Source organism: Flavobacterium sp. N3904, assembly GCF_025947305.1.
GTDB lineage: Bacteria > Bacteroidota > Bacteroidia > Flavobacteriales > Flavobacteriaceae > Flavobacterium.
In genome coordinates this window covers 4,197,790-4,217,010 of the sequence record NZ_CP110009.1, presented here as the reverse complement: position 1 = coordinate 4,217,010, position 19,221 = coordinate 4,197,790, and the positions used below count along the sequence as shown (strand labels likewise).

At 35.1% G+C, this 19,221-nt stretch carries 17 protein-coding genes; 4 read left to right on the top strand and 13 right to left on the bottom strand.

The window, feature by feature from the left end; all coding sequences use genetic code 11:
• Positions 1-84 precede the first annotated feature (84 nt).
• The 6 genes from OLM57_RS18010 to OLM57_RS17985 all read right to left on the bottom strand — a co-directional run bounded on the left by OLM57_RS18010 (position 85) and on the right by OLM57_RS17985 (position 6,872).
• Positions 85-1,023 carry an alpha/beta fold hydrolase gene (locus tag OLM57_RS18010; RefSeq protein WP_264565072.1) on the bottom strand — a complete coding sequence of 313 codons (939 nt, stop codon included), beginning with the start codon at positions 1,021-1,023 and terminating at the stop codon, positions 85-87.
• A gap of 102 nt (positions 1,024-1,125) precedes the next feature.
• Entirely contained in the window at positions 1,126-2,112 is a 987-nt protein-coding gene (gene rlmF, locus OLM57_RS18005; RefSeq protein WP_264565071.1) for a 23S rRNA (adenine(1618)-N(6))-methyltransferase RlmF, read from the bottom strand.
• Between the two features lie 242 nt (positions 2,113-2,354).
• Positions 2,355-3,017: a thiamine diphosphokinase gene (locus OLM57_RS18000; RefSeq protein WP_264565070.1), complete on the bottom strand. Its 663-nt coding sequence runs from the start codon at positions 3,015-3,017 to the stop codon at positions 2,355-2,357.
• Between the two features lie 92 nt (positions 3,018-3,109).
• Positions 3,110-3,931 (bottom strand): DUF4249 domain-containing protein, encoded by an 822-nt coding sequence (locus OLM57_RS17995; protein WP_264565069.1) that lies wholly within the window; start codon positions 3,929-3,931, stop codon positions 3,110-3,112.
• A gap of 42 nt (positions 3,932-3,973) precedes the next feature.
• Positions 3,974-6,379: a TonB-dependent receptor gene (locus tag OLM57_RS17990; protein WP_264565068.1), complete on the bottom strand. Its 2,406-nt coding sequence runs from the start codon at positions 6,377-6,379 to the stop codon at positions 3,974-3,976.
• Positions 6,380-6,506: 127 nt separating this feature from the next.
• Positions 6,507-6,872 carry a hypothetical protein gene (locus OLM57_RS17985; protein ID WP_264565067.1) on the bottom strand — a complete coding sequence of 122 codons (366 nt, stop codon included), beginning with the start codon at positions 6,870-6,872 and terminating at the stop codon, positions 6,507-6,509.
• Positions 6,873-7,540: 668 nt separating this feature from the next.
• On the opposite strand from OLM57_RS17985, the gene OLM57_RS17980 reads away from it, so the two are divergent.
• The 3 genes from OLM57_RS17980 to OLM57_RS17970 all read left to right on the top strand — a co-directional run bounded on the left by OLM57_RS17980 (position 7,541) and on the right by OLM57_RS17970 (position 10,092).
• Positions 7,541-8,377, top strand: a complete 837-nt coding sequence (locus OLM57_RS17980) for a hypothetical protein (RefSeq protein WP_264565066.1) — start codon at positions 7,541-7,543, stop codon at positions 8,375-8,377.
• Between the two features lie 583 nt (positions 8,378-8,960).
• Positions 8,961-9,257: a hypothetical protein gene (locus tag OLM57_RS17975; protein ID WP_264565065.1), complete on the top strand. Its 297-nt coding sequence runs from the start codon at positions 8,961-8,963 to the stop codon at positions 9,255-9,257.
• A gap of 31 nt (positions 9,258-9,288) precedes the next feature.
• A complete protein-coding gene (locus OLM57_RS17970) occupies positions 9,289-10,092 on the top strand; it encodes a hypothetical protein (RefSeq protein WP_264565064.1) in 804 nt (267 codons plus the stop codon).
• A gap of 151 nt (positions 10,093-10,243) precedes the next feature.
• On the opposite strand, the gene OLM57_RS17965 is transcribed toward OLM57_RS17970, so the two are convergent.
• The 7 genes from OLM57_RS17965 to OLM57_RS17935 form a co-directional block, all read right to left on the bottom strand.
• Positions 10,244-11,296, bottom strand: a complete 1,053-nt coding sequence (locus OLM57_RS17965) for an alpha/beta hydrolase (RefSeq protein WP_264565063.1) — start codon at positions 11,294-11,296, stop codon at positions 10,244-10,246.
• A 268-nt stretch (positions 11,297-11,564) separates the two neighbouring features.
• Positions 11,565-13,787 (bottom strand): NADP-dependent isocitrate dehydrogenase, encoded by a 2,223-nt coding sequence (locus tag OLM57_RS17960; RefSeq protein WP_264565062.1) that lies wholly within the window; start codon positions 13,785-13,787, stop codon positions 11,565-11,567.
• A 286-nt stretch (positions 13,788-14,073) separates the two neighbouring features.
• Complete coding sequence (gene rplS, locus OLM57_RS17955) at positions 14,074-14,424, bottom strand: 50S ribosomal protein L19 (protein WP_264565061.1); 351 nt, start codon at positions 14,422-14,424, stop codon at positions 14,074-14,076.
• 162 nt (positions 14,425-14,586) lie between these two features.
• The gene (gene trmD, locus OLM57_RS17950) at positions 14,587-15,264 is read right to left on the bottom strand and encodes a tRNA (guanosine(37)-N1)-methyltransferase TrmD (RefSeq protein ID WP_264565060.1); all 678 of its coding nucleotides are present in this window, start codon (positions 15,262-15,264) and stop codon (positions 14,587-14,589) included.
• Positions 15,265-15,379: 115 nt separating this feature from the next.
• Entirely contained in the window at positions 15,380-16,027 is a 648-nt protein-coding gene (locus OLM57_RS17945) for a DNA/RNA non-specific endonuclease (RefSeq protein WP_264565059.1), read from the bottom strand.
• Between the two features lie 30 nt (positions 16,028-16,057).
• On the bottom strand, positions 16,058-16,501 hold the full coding sequence (locus tag OLM57_RS17940) for a DUF1569 domain-containing protein (protein WP_264565058.1): 444 nt from the start codon (positions 16,499-16,501) through the stop codon (positions 16,058-16,060).
• Between the two features lie 229 nt (positions 16,502-16,730).
• Positions 16,731-17,558 (bottom strand): class I SAM-dependent methyltransferase, encoded by an 828-nt coding sequence (locus OLM57_RS17935; protein WP_264565057.1) that lies wholly within the window; start codon positions 17,556-17,558, stop codon positions 16,731-16,733.
• Positions 17,559-17,879: 321 nt separating this feature from the next.
• Here OLM57_RS17935 and OLM57_RS17930 point away from each other — a divergent pair, with 321 nt between their 5' ends.
• A complete protein-coding gene (locus OLM57_RS17930) occupies positions 17,880-19,202 on the top strand; it encodes a metal-dependent hydrolase family protein (RefSeq protein WP_264565056.1) in 1,323 nt (440 codons plus the stop codon).
• The last annotated feature ends 19 nt before the right edge of the window (positions 19,203-19,221 follow it).

Here is a 19,221-nt window from a genome sequence, read left to right as displayed (position 1 = left end):
TGTCTTAGGAACAGAAGAACTTCCAATTTTTATATTGGCTTTAACAATGGTTTGACTTGAATAAAAAACAATTAGGATTTTGGTCTATTTGAGGAAATCAACAATCATTTTATCAACCTCTTTGGATTGATCCATACTCACGAAATGGCCCGAATTTTTAATGGTTGCCGTTTTGCAATTACTTATATATTCGTTGGCACGCAACAGGCTTTTCTCGGAATTGATTACATCGTGGCCGCCAATAAGTACCAAAACGGGAATGGTAATTCCTTTGAGTTCATCATCCGAAAAAGGGCGCATCTGCAAAAAACTGGCATTCGATTTGGAATATTTATTGGCCAAGTAAAATTGGTTTTTATAAACCGAATTAATTTTGTTAGGGTAATAGGAAAACGCATCCAATGTTTTGTTTAATTTCTTTTTGTTTGGAAAAAATTTCAGGAACATGGCCGTCGATGCTTTTCCTTTTTGATCTACATTATTAAATGTTTGCGCCGGACTTATCAACACCAGTTTGTTTATGTTTTTGTTTTTTTGAATGGTCAGTAATGTGGCAAACCATCCACCCCTGGAGGCTCCGATGATATCAAAATTTTTTAAATTATAATAGTTGAAGATTTCTTCGTACCAATTTACGATTTCATCGCTGGTGAGTGACTTTCCTTTTAGTTCAGATTTGCCTGCTTCCATCAGGAAGTCAATGGCATATACGCGATGATTTTTTGACAATGCTGCACTGTTTGGGAACCACATTGTAGAGCTCGCATCCATGCCATGAAGCAGTACTACTGGTTTTGCGTCTTTTGGTCCGCTAATGATGATATGGGCAGTACCAAAGCTCGTTGCAATATTTTCTTCCTTGTAAGGGACTTGCCAAAGTTGCAATGCTTTGTTATAGGAAGTAAGATATAGTGTTTTTTCTTTTTTGGTTTTAAAAACGTATTCGTCAATTTTCTTTTCTTTGGAAGTGCTGCAGTTTATGAATAGCAAGAAGAGGAAAATGAGTGATACTGATTTCTGCATAGTAAACGATTGGGTTGAATTGATTTTAAAAGTAATAAAAGCAAATGGTTTTTCATAACTTTTCGAATTACTTTAAAAAAATCCATGATGTTGACAATTTATTTACTCACTAAATTTCCATGCTTTTTGTTGTGCTTCGGTCATAAAAGTCCAGGCCACAATACGGCTTGTTTTTTGGCCTTGAGCCATATCAATCGTTTTGTGGATGGCCGCTACATTGTTTAAGGTTTTGTAGATGGTATTCAGATTGGATTGTTTGGATACTAACGTGGTAAACCAAAGACATTGCATCGGATACTTTGCACTTTCGTAAATCATCTGTTTGATAAAACCCAATTCGCCGCCTTCGCACCACAATTCTGCATTTTGACCGCCAAAATTTAGCACGGGTTTTGCAGTTTTAACATTCAGACTTTCGGGTGCTAAATTGTTTATTTTTCGAATCGTACTTTTCATTGCTTCTTCGGCAGAGGAATGAAAAGGAGGATTGCAGATCGTAAAAGTAAATTTGTCTTCGGGTTCTATAATATTTTTAAAAATAAAACGCGGGTTTACCTGCAATTGAAGGCTTACCGCTTCTATTAATTGTGGATTTTGCTCGATTATTTTTTTGCAATTTTGAATCGCATTTTCATCAATATCAGTTGCTACAAAGGACCATCCGTAAATAGCATTTCCCAAAATCGGATAGATGCAATTGGCACCAACTCCAATGTCTAACCCTTGTACGGTTTCACCTTCGGGAATAGTGCCGTTATTTGTTGAGGCCAATAAATCGGCTAAATTGTGAATGTAATCAGCTCTTCCCGGAATGGGGGGGCATAGAAAATCCGCTGGGATGTCCCAATTTTGAATGCCGTAGTAGGTAATTAATAATGCTTTATTGAGCGCTTTTACAGCATCTGGATTGCTAAAATCGATTGTATGCTTCGCCAGTTTGTTATCGCTCGAGTCAATATTGTGTTCATTAATAAAAACAAAATTTCCCAAATCAGGATGGTTTTTTATTAATTGTTCAAAGTTATATCCAAATCGGTGAAGATTTCTTGGATGTAAATTTGTTTTTTCGGTAACCTTTGTTGATTTCATTTTCTAAATTTCGGTGCAAAGATAGTAATTCCTTTTTTGTAAAGGAACAAGAACTGCCAGCAACTATTTTTGTTGTCTTTATAACAATAACCACGCCAAAACACTTGATTTACAAAATAATAGCTAATTTGAATTAAAGAAAAAAGGTTCGAATTTAAGAAAGCAATAAATTTGGGGGATGATTTCTTGAAAATTTAAATTATTTAATCTGGTTTTTATTGCCTTGAAGGTTAGTGCTTTTGCTAATCGATACATTCCATTAGCAATAAATCACCATCGGTGTGATTGATGGTAACAATCCCGTCATGGGCAACAGCATTGCTGCTTCCTGTCCTGTAGCCCATGGTTAGGGTGTCGTTTTCTAATGGATACACTAGATTTTCAGAACTGATTCCGTTTACAATTCCAATGGGTATTAGCGAAATTGGAGTTCCTGCAGTATACCATTTTTCGAATGTATTGGGTAATAAAAATATTTTGGAATGATCGTCGAGAATGACAATTTTGATTAAATTACGGTACCGGACAATGTTGGTAAGATTGGTAATGGTGTGATCTGCACGTCGCCCTGTTGCCCAAACGACATTTACAGCAGGAATTTTTCGATCAATTAAATAATCAAAAGCTTTTTCTAAGTCGGTTTTATTTTGATCCGGTGTATGAATTATTTCTAGTGGGTATTGCAAGGTCTGGTATTTTTCGGGATCAAAACCCCGGTCAAAATCACCCAATAACACATCGACTTTAATGTCCAACTCCATGACGCGTTCCATTGCCGAATCCAGTACAATAACCAACGGAGACCATTCGAGTAGCTGGCCCAATAATTCTGGATGGCAAGCTGCGCCGTTTGCAATTATTAAGGCGGGTTCTTGGTCATCGCGTACGATATGGTGTGAAGACATTTAGAGTTTGGATTTTAGAATGCAGATTTTAGATTTATCATGTAAAGATATAAAGTTTTTTTGACTGCGACTGAAAACGGACCTCTGACCACTTATTCAATAGTGTATTCTTTCGAATCAATTTCGCTTACCGAAAAATAGCCCAAAGGATAGTTGGCGGCATTTGTTGTATTGACTACGTTTCCTCTGATGGTTGATGGCGGTGATTGGAATGGTCCGCCACCACTTTGGCCTGCCAAACTGACTACAATACTGATGTAATTGTAATAACTTTTTGAAATTCCGTAATGGGTAATCACCACTTTTTCACCCTTTTTTATAGAATCATTTTGGGAAATACTATAGAATTCATTGCCATTAAAAAAAGTATCTTCATCGGCATAAAGATTTGATTTTTTTTCATCTTTATAATCATAACGGTACAAATAATAGTTTGTTTCGTTGGCAGGATCGTTAAAATAGGCTTTTACATCAATATCTTTTCCGGTAAAACCGCCTTGATCGTTTTGGACCAATTTGGTGATGGGTGCAACTGAATACATGGTTTCGGTTGCGGTATAGGTCTGGCCATCTACAATTATAGTGAGTTTGTATGTTTCGTTTAATACCGGAACAAAATTAGAACAAATGTAGAGTCCGGTGTTTGGGTTTTCTATAAAGTTAAAAACCGTATTGGAACTGTTGGTAACAAACACTACAGCTCCCGAAACTGGGGGAATAACACTCTCAAAATATCCAGTTGTAGTCGTAAGTTTTATGGTTTGCTGGTTTCCCGATGTTCCTTTTTGCCAATTCAAAGCGGCTTCTACAGCCAATCGGGGTGGAGCTGTGTTGACATCTACACTGATCACCTCTTCGCAACCAGTAAATACAACAGAAGTTAGAATAAGTAGGATTGTGATTAATTTTTTCATCTTTTATATGTTTTAATTACTTGTATGGACAAGTCTGTTTCTTTAAAATTTAAAATTATAGCTTACTGCTGGAACTATTCCAAAAATGGAGGTCTTTACCGCCTCGTTGGCTCCGGTATCCTGATTTTCTCTAAAGCTTACAGAAGCTGCATTTTTTCGGTTATACACATTGTAAATACTGAAAACCCATTCGCCTCTCCAATTTTTGTTGTAATTGGGTTTTGGTGTCAATGTTGCCGAAATGTCAAGGTGATTGAATGACGGGAGTCGGTTTTCATTTCGCAAACCATAAATTGGGATTTTTATGCCAAGGTATTCATATTGCCCGTTCGGATAGGTAGTAGGTTGCCCCGTTTGGTATATAAAATTGGCTCCAAAGGTCCATTTTGGATTCAGATAATACGAGCCTGTTACCGCCAGGTTATTTACTTTATCGTAAACCGTGTTGTACCATTGCCCGTCATTTATTCCTGTTTCCTGAGGTGTTCTTCCGGGAGTTTGCTGTTCTGATTTGGAGAGCGTGTATGCAATCCAGCCCGTTAAGTTTCCTTCATTTTTTTTGAACATGAATTCTAAACCATACGAACGCAAATGCCCGTTCAGTAAAACTTGTTCGATGGCGTCATTTGCAATCAAATTGGCTCCGTCTATATAATCCAATCTGTTTTGTACTTCTTTGTAGTAGGTGCTCACTTCGGCAGAATAGGCTCCCTCTTTGAATTTTCTAAAATAACCAACCGCAACCTGATCGGCTATTTGGGGTTTGATATAAGTGCCACTCGGTGTCCAGACATCCAATGGTGTAGGGGACGAGGTATTCGAAATTAATTGTAAATATTGCACCATGCGGTTGTAACTCGCCTGGAAAGACTGATTTTCGTTGAGTTGGTAATTGACACTTAATCTGGGTTCCAGGTAATCAAAGCTTTTGATCACTTCGTTTTTGCTGTAATATTTAGTTCCTATCGGAACTCCTTTTTCATAGATTTGAAACTGGGAATTAAAAACTACAGGATTATCATTTGCATACAAATTGACGGTCGATGCGCCTACATTATAAAACAAACTGTATCGCAATCCGTAATTAATGTCTATTCTGTCCGATATTTTTTGCTCTGCATTGATATAAATGGCGGGCTCAAACGCATATTTTCGCTCGAGTTGATCGTAATTAATGCCCGAATCGGGTTGGGAAGGTTTTATTGTTCCGGGATTGAACTCGTAATAAATGCCATTCACTCCATAATTTAATTTTAATTTATCAGAAAGGTAGCTTTTGAAATCGTATTTTATATTGTAGTTTTTAATGCCAGAACCCCATTCAAAGCCTACAAAATCAAGATCTAATCCATAATAGTAATCACTGTAAATTAGCGATAAATTGGAGAATAATTTATCGGAAAATAAATGATTCCAACGGGTGTTGAATGTTGTGTTTCCGTAAATATTGGTAAAACTTTTGTTCAGTACAAAAACATCTCTACCAAAATAACCAGACATGTATAAGCTGTTGTTCTGGTCTAATTTGTAACTCAATTTGGCATTCAAATCATAAAAATAGGCTGCATTGTCTTTTTGGTCTTTGGATAGTTTTAGGAATAAATGGGCATAAGATGCTCGCCCAGCTATAAGAAACGAACCTTTGTCTTTTACAATCGGCCCTTCGGCCAAAAGACGGCTGGTAATTAAACCAATTCCTCCATTCATGTGAAAGCCATTACTGTTTCCGTCTTTTTGATATATATCCAAAACCGACGAAGCCCTTCCTCCATATCGGGCAGGAATACCGCCTTTGTAGAGTTTTAAATCCTTGATGGCATCGGGATTAAAAATCGAAAAAAAACCAAAAACGTGAGAGGAGTTGAAGATAGAAGCTTCGTCCATTAAAATCAAATTCTGATCTGCTCCACCACCTCGAACATTGAATCCTGAAGCCGCTTCACCAGCATTGGTAACCCCAGGCAGCAACAATATTGATTTGATGATATCAACTTCGCCAAGAACAACGGGCATTTTTTTGATGGTGGATACCGAAAGCTTGTTGACACTCATTTCGGGTTTTCGGTTTTCGGTTTTGCTGTCGTTGGAATTGATGATAACCTCCTGCAGCACATTTTCGGAACCCGAAAGCTTAAAATTCTTTTTGATATTTTTGTTTAAGTCGACGGTCTCTTCAATAGTCTGAAAACCCAACGAAGTGATCTCGATTTTATAAACACCCTTGGGCAACGTGATCGAATAAAATCCGTACTCATTGGTAATAACCCCCGTTTTTGATTCGGGAATCAACACATTGACCCCAATCAAAGTCTCATTGCTGTTGGTATCTGAAATAATACCGCTAATCGTAAATTTTTGTTTGGTACTTTCGCTACTAACCGCATCTTGGGCAACGGAATATAGGGAGGAAAACAGTATAAAAAGGCAAATAATTTTCTTCGAAATCATCAGTTTTGGGTTTAAAATACAAATGTCCTAAATTGAGGTTCAATTCATACATAACAAATGTTAATGTATCGTTAAGAAAGTTAGAATAAAAGGCTTTCTTGCTATTGCCAATGTTTTAGGCAGTATTTTATTGTTTCTGCAGTAGGCCTTTGTATAGTTTGTTCTCCAGCTTCAGCGTGTTTAGTTCTTCCTGCGCTGCTTTCAACTGGGTTTCCAGCTCTTTTTCTCTCGGCGACACAAAGACGATTGGCAATCGCGAAGCGAGGTCGGCAAGGAGATTGTGGTTTACGGCCACCGAAATTTTCCAGAGGATCCCAAATTGCAGTGATTCCTGCACCAGATAGCGGGTTGAGGTACTATCGGCAACACCCAATTGCCGCGAAACATCGGCCCTGTTGATGTTATTGTTGGCAAAATACTGCCTTAAAAACTGACCAATATGCGGATACGAAACAGCACCCTGAGTTTGATATTTTTTCGCCATTGATTTCATACCCTATGTTTTTATAGTTGTTGTAAAAAAAGTAAAATTTGTTGTTGCGTATAAATGATAGTCCTCTTCTCTTTTCAAAAATAGCAATTAAATTATAATTTGAAAGAATTTGCCTTGTTTTTTGAGTAGCAATCCTTAATTGTGCATATGATATCTTAGCTTTATGCTAAGAGAGCTTGTCTTTATGCTAAGCCTACTTGTCTTTATGCTAAGTTTACTTGTCTTTATGCTACGCTCACGTAGCTTTATGCTAAGCCTTCTTGTCTTTATACTAAGCCTGCTTGTCTTTATGCTAAGTCTGCTTGTCTTAATGCTAAGTCTACTTGTCTTTATGCTAAGCGTGCTTGTCTTTATGCTACGCTCACATAGCTTTATGCTAAGGCAGCGTACCCTTATGCGTTGGTAGCGTAGCTTTATGCTAGGTTCGGCTAACAGGAATGAAGGCGAGCCAACTAATTGTTGTTATTAGGATGTGTTATTTTGCTGAGCAGAGTATAGAAATATTTTAATCGTTACAAAAAGTATAATTTGTAGGGTTGTGACTATTATTCTCTATATTTGAAAAAAAATAAAGCGAAGTAAACCTTCGCCTATCACCCCAAAAAACAGTGTATACACGAAGGTTTATAGCGCATATATACTAGTTGGTGGCAATTTTACCTGAAAAAATGAGAAAAATTGAAATAATAATACTTCTGATATTTATGTTTGGACTTTTTGGATGTAACGGTCAAAAAAAAGATTTTGTTTTTGAAAAATTTAAAACTGAACTTGGAAAAAGTGGTTTGAAAATTGATTCAATCGACAAAGAGGATTTTGTTCATATTAATATTGACGGTAATGACTTGAAAATAAGTTTAGAAAATGTACGACGGAATTACGAAAGAGATTCTGATGAAAGTCATATTACTGATTTAGTTAATCTAATAACTTCATATTGGTCTAGAATTCCAAATTGGGAAATTTCTAAAAATAAAGTTTATATTCAATTATTCCCAAACGACATTGAATTTAAAAACTTTATAAATGAAAAAGTAACAGATGAATTTAGTAAAGTTTATGTAGTAAGCGAGAATGAAAAGTTATCTTGGATTTCAAAAGAAGATATAAAAGGATGGAAAATATCAGAAAGTGAATTAACAAAACAAGCAAATATTAATGCTGATAAACTTTTAGCGGAAACAAAAATAAACTTTGAAATAATAGAAAATAGAAAGTTAGGCGTAATAGAAGTTGAAAGAACATCTCTAAAAGGTTCACTTCTATTTGCACCTAAAATGAAAGAAAAATTAAACAAAGATTTTGGTTTTCCATTTTATGCTGTAATTCCAGTTCGAGATTTTTGTTATATTTTCTCTGAAAAAGATTTTGAATTTTTCTCAAATAGAATTGGAGAAGTTGTTGTTGAAGAATATAAAAATTCCGGATATCCAATAACAACAGAAATATTGAAGTTTACAGAAAATGGAATTAAATCAGTTGGGAAATATCCCGTTAAAAAATAAAAACTGCCACCAACACACGCTACAAGCAATTTGGGGATTTGGCTTAATGGAAAAATTGGTTTGTATTTGGGAAGATTTGGCAAATCCGAAAATAGGGCTTAATTTAGTCCCAAACTACTTGTAGCGCGGGAACGTTGGCAGTAATTTTGCCCGAAAAAAAATCAAAAAATAAAGAATATGAAATTTGAAATTGTAAAAAGTTTATTAGCGCCAATAATATTGATTGGTTTTGGAATATTCATAAAAAAAACTGAAAACGCAAACTACCAAAATGTAAAAAAGTGGTGGAAAATTTTAGTAATTCTTGGAATAGTGTCATTGATTCTGAAATTGATTAATTTGTTCGTTTAAAATTAAATTATGAGTTTAATAAAAATTTCAATAAGGAATAAGATTATAGTGTCAATAATCGCAACAATTCTGATATTTGTTGGGTATTATTTAGCGATTTGTAAATCATTTAGTTATAAATCAAATAATGATACAATTGGAAATGTAATGATGATGATTTCTATAAGCCTTTTTCCAATGCTTTGGTTAAATATTGCTGAAAATTCAAAATTGAAAAAGTATTTATATGTCGATGGTAGTCATAAGTATTATTATCATAATTGGAATAAGTATAAAAAGGGAAAATTATTTAGAAGGAGAATTAAATAAAAATGGAATAAATAGAATTGGAAAAGTTACAGGTTTTGAAATAGAACATTATAGAAGAAGTAAAACTGATTATGCAATTTTCAAATATGAATTTGAAAATAAACAATTCATTCAGAGAATTGAAAACTATGACAACGAATATAAACTAAATCAAAATTTGTGTTTAACCAAAAAATCTCGCATCTTTATTCCCCAACCATGCCAAGCGCCAGAATGTTAGCCGTAATACTAACCAGAAACTAATGAAACTAATGAAACACATTTTAACATTTTTAACTCTAGGAATTTTACTTTTTTCTTGTTCTAACAATGAAGAAGAAAGTGAAAACAATCAAGATAATGACCCTTTGATAACTAAAATGAGTCAGGGTTTTCAGCTAGGATTACCGACGGAATCATACACTTATTTTGAATATGATAATAGTAAACGATTAATTAAAAGAACAGGAGAGTTTGTGGAAGTTCCCCCAAAAGGGTTGCGTTTTTTCTCTGACATATATACTTCATTAGTATATGATAATAATAGAGTTACTATCGAAAACTTCACTGACTCCAATTTATTTACGATTCCTAAAAATACTATTTATATTACTTTAAATAACTCAATGCAAATTGAGAAAAAAGAAATAACGTATATCACCAATAACCATTATTGTAAAACGCTCTTTTACAAATATTCCAATAATAAACTTGTAGAGATAAAAACTACTCTTCCAGATAATGCTTACGGTGCAACAGGTCCAAATGAATTTTTAAGCTTTATAGAAAAATTTTATTATGATTCTAATGGTAATTTAGCTAGAACAGAATCTTTTCAGCAAGAATATGGGATAAATAAAGGTGAAAAAATTGTTCGAATATTTGGAGATTATGATAACTCTATAAATCCTTGGAAAAGATTATATTTAATAGATGACGATTTCTATCGTTCAATCTCAAAAAATAATTTCAGAAAATACACTGAAATATATTACCTTAATGATATGTTAATTTCAACTAATGAGGCAAGTTGGGTATTTTTGTATGACTCAAATGGTAATATTTTGATTGATTAATATTTCGAAAATACTATGGCTAACAGTTGCTACAACGGATTTGGGTAATTGGATAACGCTTGTTGGATTACTTCAGAAAAACATAAAGCCATTCAGCTGGATTTTTTATTTTCAGTAGAATGGCTATTGTTTTGCTTGGTCGGATTAATTTTTAATTACAATTTATAATTCTCGGATTGTTAACCGAACTGCACTGAAACTGGTATTTGCTTTGCGGGTAAGCTGGTGTAGGATTATCGGTTACTTCCAATGGTGACAATGCTTGTCCGTTATAACTTGGCATTGTAATTTGATCTGCTGAGCCATTTCCCAATGCTACGTTTTTGCCTGCAGCGCTTCCATTAAAACTATAATCAATCAAAGCGTCCAAAAGCCGGTAAACACCATAATAATCATAAGCATCATAGGCTGTTTGGGTATTGGGTAAAGTGTGTTCGGCAGTATAAGTGTACGTTGGAAGAACACTTTTTTTGATTAAGATGAAGTCTTTCTCTGAGTTCACAATATTAATATTTTTAAAAATATCTATCGCCAATCGATGGTCATTGGTTACATCATCGTCATAGACTTGGGTAATCAGTTTTGTGTTGGCAGGGAAGCTTTGCAAATTTTCTGGAGTAATCTGGTGTGTATACCATTGTGCCATAGCAAAAATAAAACGGCCATCCTGACCCCATCCTTCGTCAATAAATCCTTTGTGAGCCAATGCAAATGAAGCTCCGCCACCAAAAGAATGTCCCATAAAACCCACTTTTTTTGTATCAATGATATTCGGATAATCGGCAACTGCTTTCTTGAAACTTTCCCACAAAGTACTGTATCTTTCGTCTACAGTAACTCCAATTGTTGGATAGGGCGCAAAAACAACCACATACCCTTTTTTGGCAATAAATTCATATAGGCCAATATTGTAAGCACTATCTTCTCCGCCAAATGGATGGGAATAAAAAATAGTAGGTCTTGGTGAGGTTATCCCTTTTGGATAAAATATTTCAACATTTTTTCCGCTATATAATGGGCTTGGGAATGCTATTTTGGCTACGGTATACGTTCCGTCTGAGCCATAGCCGCTTTGTGGTCTCGAAATAGGACCTGCTAAATCATCATCGACATAAGGAGGAGTTGTTGGTTCGGAATCGTTTTGTGAACAAGAGATAAAAAAAAGTGTGGTTAGAACTAAAAGTAGTGGTAAAGTAGTTTTCATAAGCTAGGTTTTTTGTAGTTAGCCATTAGATAATCCTATTTGCAAATGGTTTAATTTACAAATAGGATTTTTGTAGTTATATTTCCTGAGCAACATATAGCTCTTCTCCTTATTGTTTCGCTTTCTTTTTTACCAGTTTATGCTATTTAGATTTAAAAAATAAATTAAAATTAATCAAGCTACTTTTTAAATCTAAATGGTGTTATAAAAAAAAGACAACCGTTTCCAGTTGTCCTTTGAATATATAAAATAGAGTAAACTATTTGTATTATGCTATTTTAGCCAAAATACTGTTGAAAGTTTCGCTTGGACGCATTGCTTTTTCTGTCAACGTTGGATTTGGTTGGTAATATCCGCCAATGTTTTGATGTTTACCTTGCGAACCAATTAACTCGCCATTGATTTTAGATTCATTTGCGAAAAAATCAGCAGCGATAGGAGTGAAGATAGCTTTCAATTCACTGTCTTTGTCTTGAGCTGCCAAAGCCTCTGCCCAATACATTGCCAAATAAAAATGAGATCCACGGTTGTCAATTCCACCCACTTTACGAGAAGGCGATTTATCAGTAGCCAAGAATTTCTCTGTAGCAGTATCTAAAGTTTCAGCCAAAACAATTGCTTTTGAATTGCGTAAAGTTTGTCCTAAATGTTCTAATGAAGCTCCAAGAGCCAAAAACTCTCCCAATGAATCCCAACGCAAGTATCCTTCTTGAATGAATTGCTCTACGTGTTTTGGTGCCGATCCACCAGCACCAGTTTCGAATAAACCTCCACCATTCATCAACGGAACAATAGAAAGCATTTTGGCCGAAGTTCCTACTTCCAGAATTGGAAATAAATCAGTCAAATAATCACGCAATACATTTCCGGTTACCGAGATGGTATCCAATCCTTTGATGATGCGCTCCAAAGTAAAGTTGGTAGCTTCAATAGGATTCAAGATTTGAATGTCTAAACCTGTTGTATCATAATCTTTTAAGTATTTCTGAACTTTTACGATGATTTCTCTGTCGTGTGCTCTGTTGTTATCCAACCAAAAAACGGCAGGAGTGTTAGACAAACGGGCTCTGTTTACCGCTAGTTTTACCCAGTCTTGGATAGGAGCGTCTTTCGCCTGACACATTCTGAAAATATCATTTGCTTCTACATCTTGCTCCATCAAAACGTTTCCGTTTGTATCGACTACACGAACAACACCATCTGCTTTCAATTGGAATGTTTTATCGTGAGAACCATATTCTTCTGCTTGTTGTGCCATCAATCCTACGTTTGGAACACTTCCCATAGTAGTAGGGACAAAAGCACCGTTTTTTTTACAAAAATCGATTGTAGCGGTATAAACTCCAGCATAACATCTGTCTGGAATAATAGCTACAGTATCTTGTTGTTTTCCGTCTTTGTTGAACATTTGTCCAGAAGTACGGATCATTGCAGGCATTGAAGCATCTACAATCACATCTGAAGGGACGTGAAGATTGGTAATTCCTTTATCTGAATTTACCATGGCCAAAGCAGGTCCGTTCTCGATAGCTTGCGCAATTGCTGCTTCTACTTCGGCTTGCATTGGGTTCCCTGCGATTTTTGCATAAACATCACCCAAACCATTACTGGTGTTGATGTTTAATTCTGTAAATAAAGCAGCGTATTTTTTGAATACATCTGCAAAATATACTTCTACAATAGCGCCAAAAATAAGCGGGTCAGAAACTTTCATCATCGTAGCTTTCAAGTGAACAGAAAGCAAAATGTTTTGTTCTTTGGCTTCTTTGATTGTTTTGGCAACAAAAGATTTTAAAGCATTGAGATGTAAAACAGAACTGTCAATGATTTCTCCAGATTTTAAAGGAGTACTTGCTTTAAGAATGGTAGCAGTACCATCTTTGGCAACGAATTCGATTTTTACATCGGTAGCATCTGTCAATGTGATTGATTTTTCACTTCCGTAAAAGTCACCACTTTCCATAGATGCAACATGAGTTTTTGAATCAGCAGACCAAGCACCCATTGAGTGTGGATTGGCTTTAGCGTAATTTTTTACCGCTTTTGGAGCTCTACGGTCTGAGTTTCCTTCGCGTAAAACTGGATTTACTGCCGATCCTAAAATTTTAGAATATTTAGCTTTAACAGCTTTTTCTTCTTCGCTTTGTGGATCTTCCGGGAAATCAGGCAAAGCATAACCGTGTGATTGCAATTCGGCAATGGCAGCTTTCAATTGTGGAATTGAAGCTGATACATTTGGTAATTTTATGATGTTTGCTTCAGGAGTAGTAGCCAATTGACCTAATTCCAATAAAGCATTTTTTGTTTTTTGATCTTCTTTTAAAAATTCAGTAAAATTTGCAATGATTCTACCGGCAAGCGAAATGTCTCTGGTTTCTATTTCGATATCCGAAGTAGCAGTAAATGCCTGGACAATTGGTAAAAAAGAGTAGGTTGCCAATAAAGGAGCCTCGTCTGTAAGTGTGTAAAAAATTTTAGCTTTTGTTGTCATTTTTTTTATTTTTTTTAATCTAAATCACAATTTATTTAAGGCCTTTTGTAGAATTACATCGTTTGAGTTAAGGCGGGCAAAGATATGAAATGAAGTTGTAATAGCGGTTTTATTTGGATATAAAAAAATAAATTTAAATACATATTCTGTGATATTTATAATTTGATATTTTAAGTGCCATTTGATTTCTAAATTATGATTTTTAGCCCTAAAAAAATATCAAAAAAAAATCCCAATCTCGATTTTCATCGGTTGGGACATTTTTATTAGTAAGAAATAGAGTAAACTATCTTCTTTTATCTCTAATTTTAGCTTTTTTACCAGTAAGTTCTCTGAAGTAGAAAATTCTAGCTCTACGTACAGCACCTTTCTTGTTGATTTCAATTTTTTGCAAAGCTGGCAAGTTTACTGGGAAGATACGCTCAACTCCAATTGCTCCTGACATTTTACGAATAGTAAAAGTTTCTGTGTTTGCAGAACCTCTTCTTTGAATAACAACACCTTTAAAAAACTGTGTTCTTGTTTTTTCACCCTCTCTAATTTCGTAGTAAACTGTGATTGTGTCTCCAGCTCCGAATACAGGGAAATCTTTTCTTGTTACAAATTCGTCTTGAACGAATTTCATTAAATCTGCCATGATGTTTTTTTATTATGGTTTTAAAAAGAGCAACATTCGCGGACTTCGCCAGAGGTTGGTCTAAATTTGGGTGCAAATGTAAAAAAAAATGTTTAAAAATGTTTAAAAATATTTAAATTGTTTAAAGTTATTTGAGCCTTAAACAATTTAAACCACATTAAACTATTCGTTTAGTAAATCCGGTCTTCTATTCTTAGTATGTTCATAAGCCGTGTCTTCTCTCCATTTGTCAATTTTGGCAAAATGGCCACTCAATAAAACATCGGGAACTTTCCATCCTTTATAGTCGGCAGGTCTTGTGTAAATTGGACCTGAAAGTAATCCATCTTGAAAGCTATCTGTCAATGCCGAGGTTTCGTCACTCAATACGCCTGGGATTAATCGAATTAAAGCGTCGGATAAAACCAAAGCACCCAATTCTCCTCCCGATAAAACATAATCTCCTATCGAAATTTCTTTGGTGATAAAATGATCGCGAACACGTTGATCAACACCTTTATAATGTCCACATAAAATGATAATGTTTTGATACATAGACATTGTGTTGGCCATTTTCTGGTTTAACGTTTCACCATCAGGAGACATATAGATGATTTCGTCGTAGGTTCTTTCGCTTTTCAGGTGAGTGATGCAGGCATCTATAGGTTGAACGGTCATCACCATTCCGGCACCACCTCCAAAAGGATAATCGTCAACGCTTTTTTGTTTGTTGGTCGTATAATCCCGTAAATTATGAAAATGAACTTCTACCAATCCTTTGTCTATGGCGCGTTTCATAATCGAAGCTTCAAACGGACTTCTTAATAATTCAGGTAATACGGTGATAATATCAATTCTCATGTTGCTTTTTTAGGAACTGCAAAGGTACAAATTTTTTAACCGCAAAGTCCGCAAAGAATACCGCAAAGCTTAGCGAACATTGCGGTATTCTTTGCGGACTTTGCGGTTAATTTTTCTAACCAAAACTCCATTCCTTATAACTCAACTCTTTTTCAATTTTTTCGGCTATTTTTTCAGATAGCTTTTCGTTGAAATCAATTCCGGTAATTTGTTCAATGGCATCAATGGTCGTGGCAAAAGTGTAAAGTGGCGCATCCGATTTTTCATTAGGAACCAAAAACGGAATCATAACCAAACCGTTGTCTTGAACCCGAACCACAATTTTAAAAAAATAATCGGGAACCGAAACTTCTTCTGTACCAATAGTGACCAAATTATCATGCAAAATACTTCCCGTCACTATAAAAAGAGCCGTGTATTTATCAGCCCAATACCTAATTTTTTGCTCCAAACGATTCCAGATGCCAGCGTTGAAAGCCCTGTTTTGAGGTGCAACATTCGAAGTAAAAAAGGTTTCGTTGTAGGCTTCTTCAGAGAATTTCATATCAGCGGCAGGCACCAAATGTCCTTTGTCGTAACCAGTGTCTTTGTAGTTGTTCCAATGCGCCGAATCTGTATCAATCAAAGGATCTTGCGAAAAATATGGTCTTTCAAAATGATGCTGATTTTGATTCTGAGCAGTCAAATAATAGGCAGTCCATTCTGCTTGTTCGTGTTCTTCGGAATACGAAAGAAAAAAATGTTTATGTCTAATTATAGTCATAGACGAATTTGTTTTTCTAAGGTTTGTAAACTAAACGCCAAACTGTCTCAAATGATGATCTGTATGCCTCCACATCAATTTGTTCCAATCTTCATATGTCATTTTGCCCCAAAAGGGATGATCCATAACTTTGATAACTTGAGTTCCCTGCGCAAATTGAGCAATACTTTCGGCAAATTCTTTTCGGCTGGCTTCAAAATCATACGATTCGTCAAATTTAAATTCTTTTGCAGTTGGACTGTTTTTTCCAAAGTCAGTATTAAAAGCCTTGTTTTTTAGCATTCTGCCCAAAAGTCGCATCGGGAAACTGATTTTAAGATCCTGTTTACCAAAAGCAACTTGTATGGCGGCGTTACAATGCTTGCACATTTGGTCAACCGTCATCTTGCCCCACAGCGCTTTGCTGTCTGGCGTAAGTGAATTAATTCTGGCAATCATAGTCTCATTATCTGCTTTGTCATATATCGAACTCATGTTTTTTGTTTAAAGTGATTAACAAATATAACCATTGGAAACAATATATGGTGACATAGTATTGCCGAGAAGAATAACTTGAGTAATTGGTAGGTTCAATTGCCAGCTTTTGGTTTTTATATTTTTGTAAGGCGAAGAAAAAAATGCCTATAAAGGCGGAATAGCGGAAGATTGGCTGCAGTGAAATTTGAGATTTGTAATCAAAATTTAATAAATAAATATAACCATTTTAATTTCCCGCCAAAATGTAATTCATTTCACAATTACTACCAATACCTAAAATTTGTTTTTTGGAATGGTGAAAAATTTTAAATCCAAAATCGTGAAAAATTTTGCAATAATTATGCGAAAAAGATTTTTCAATACCATACACAATCGAATTCGGATTGAGGTCAAAATTGTGATTTATTACAGTAGGTTCAATAATAATAAAAAGCACTTTGCCCAAGCTGTGTGTATATTTAATAAATTCTCGTAGTTGGTGTTCCGTAAAATATTCAAATACACCGTTTGAGGTCGCAAAAATTGTATTTTTATGGCCTTCTTTTTTTACCCATTCTATAACATCTGCAGCTATAAATTCCAGCCGTAAATTTTCTTTGTATTTTTCTTTGTTTATTTTGATTTGCTCCGAACTCAGGTCAATACCGATGAATTTATCAATTTCAGGAAAATTGGATTCTAAATAATTGAGTACATCACCATTGCCAGTTCCGATTTCGACAAGGGTGGTAAATTGTATTTCATCTTTAAAAAACTTTTCTTTAACAATTTTATAAATAAAAGTGCAGTGAGGTAAAAAATTATTTTTAAAACTATTATTCCATTCAAAAACATCTTTTCCCTGATTTACCCAATAACTATTGTGTATTTTCGATAGTTTATCAAAATTGTTTTTTGCCTCAGCTTTATTTAAGATAGCATTACGCATTTGGCGTTCCATAAAGCTAAACTTTTGATCAATCATAGTCAAGCCTCTTTTCTCTAGACTCTCAGCTTTTTTAGGAAAAAGAGTTATCAGTACATTGCCAATTGCGCTTTTTATTTGGTCTCTCATATTTATATTGAATATATTAATATCTCTTTATTTTAAATCAATTCAATCAAAAGTACTAAAAATCAATTATTTATAAAAAAAAAGATTATTTAATTCATGAAATTAATCATTCCAATGCAAGTAGACAATTAAGGTTAGGCTTTTGAGGAATTAAAAAGCGCTAAACATGTTTTTTTAAAGTTATGTAAGGGAAATTTTAATATATTTACAGAGGTCGGATGCAATAATGATCAGCATAGCTAATAAAAGCGACTCAATTTTGTTACAAGTAACGGGGATGCCGAAAGCCGAAAATGGAGGTCTAATAAAATTTTAAAAATTATGAAATCAATTTTTACAAAGTTATTTTTAATAAGTACTTTTTTTGCCTTGGGGCAAAAGACTATTCTTATAAATAATGTTCAAATTTTTAATGGGAAAAACGAAAAGACAATGCTTGGCAATGTTCTTATTGTTGACAATCTCATCAGCAAAATTTCGTCAAGCCCAATTCCAACTAATAAAAGTGGCGAAACAAAAATAATTGATGGTAAAGGAAAATTCCTGATGCCTGGCTTGATCGATGCCCACACCCATATCATGATGGAGTCTTTGAATATCATGGAGCTTATGAATAATGATATTGAATACATTACCGTAAACGCTGTTGTGTCTGCCGAGAAAGATCTTATGCAGGGTTTTACCACTTTCAGGGATCTTTCAGGACCTTCTTTTGGTCTGCAAAAAGCAATCGATAAGGGATTAATTATTGGTCCAAGGATTTATCCCTCTGGAGCAATGATTTCTCAAACGGGTGGACACGGCGATTTTCTTTCTGTAAACGCCGTTCCAAGAGACGCTTTAGCAAGTCTGGATTTTACAGAACGATTTAATTTTGGCATTTTAGCTGACGGTCCCGACGAAGTGTTGAAACGTACAAGAGAGCAACTGCGTCTTGGTGCAACTCAAATAAAACTTGCTGCAGGCGGCGGTGTTTCTTCTACTTATGATCCTTTGGATGTAACAGAGTTTACAGAAGCCGAAATGAAAGCCGCAGTAGATGCAGCCGAAAATTGGGGCACTTACGTAACGGTACATGCATATACACCCAGAGCGATTCAAACCGCATTGCGGGCAGGTGTCCGTTGTATTGACCATGCGCAACTTATTGATGAGGCAACTGCCAAAATGGTTGCAGACAAAAAAGTATGGCTAAGTTTGCAACCTTTTGTTGATGATGGCCAAAGCATTTATGCCGAAGGTTCACCCAATCGTATAAAACAACAAACAATGATGAGCGGAACAGATATAGCTTACAATTTTGCAAAAAAATACAATATCAAAACGGCATTTGGTACCGATTGTTTATTTCAACCAAAACATTCAGCCTCAAGAGCGGCTGACCTGGTAAAATTATTAAAATGGTACACACCTTATGAAATTTTAAAAATGGCAACTGCAACGAATGCCGAATTACTTGCTATGAGCGGCCCCCGAAATCCTTACCCGAATAAATTGGGTGTGATTGAAGAAGGCGCTTATGCAGATGTATTGGTAGTGGATGGAAATCCTCTTAAAGATTTGAAAATATTGGAAGATTATGATAATTCTTTATTGTTGATTGTAAAAAATGGAGTTGTTTTTAAAAATAAACTTCAGAATTGAAATCAATATTTATTGGGTT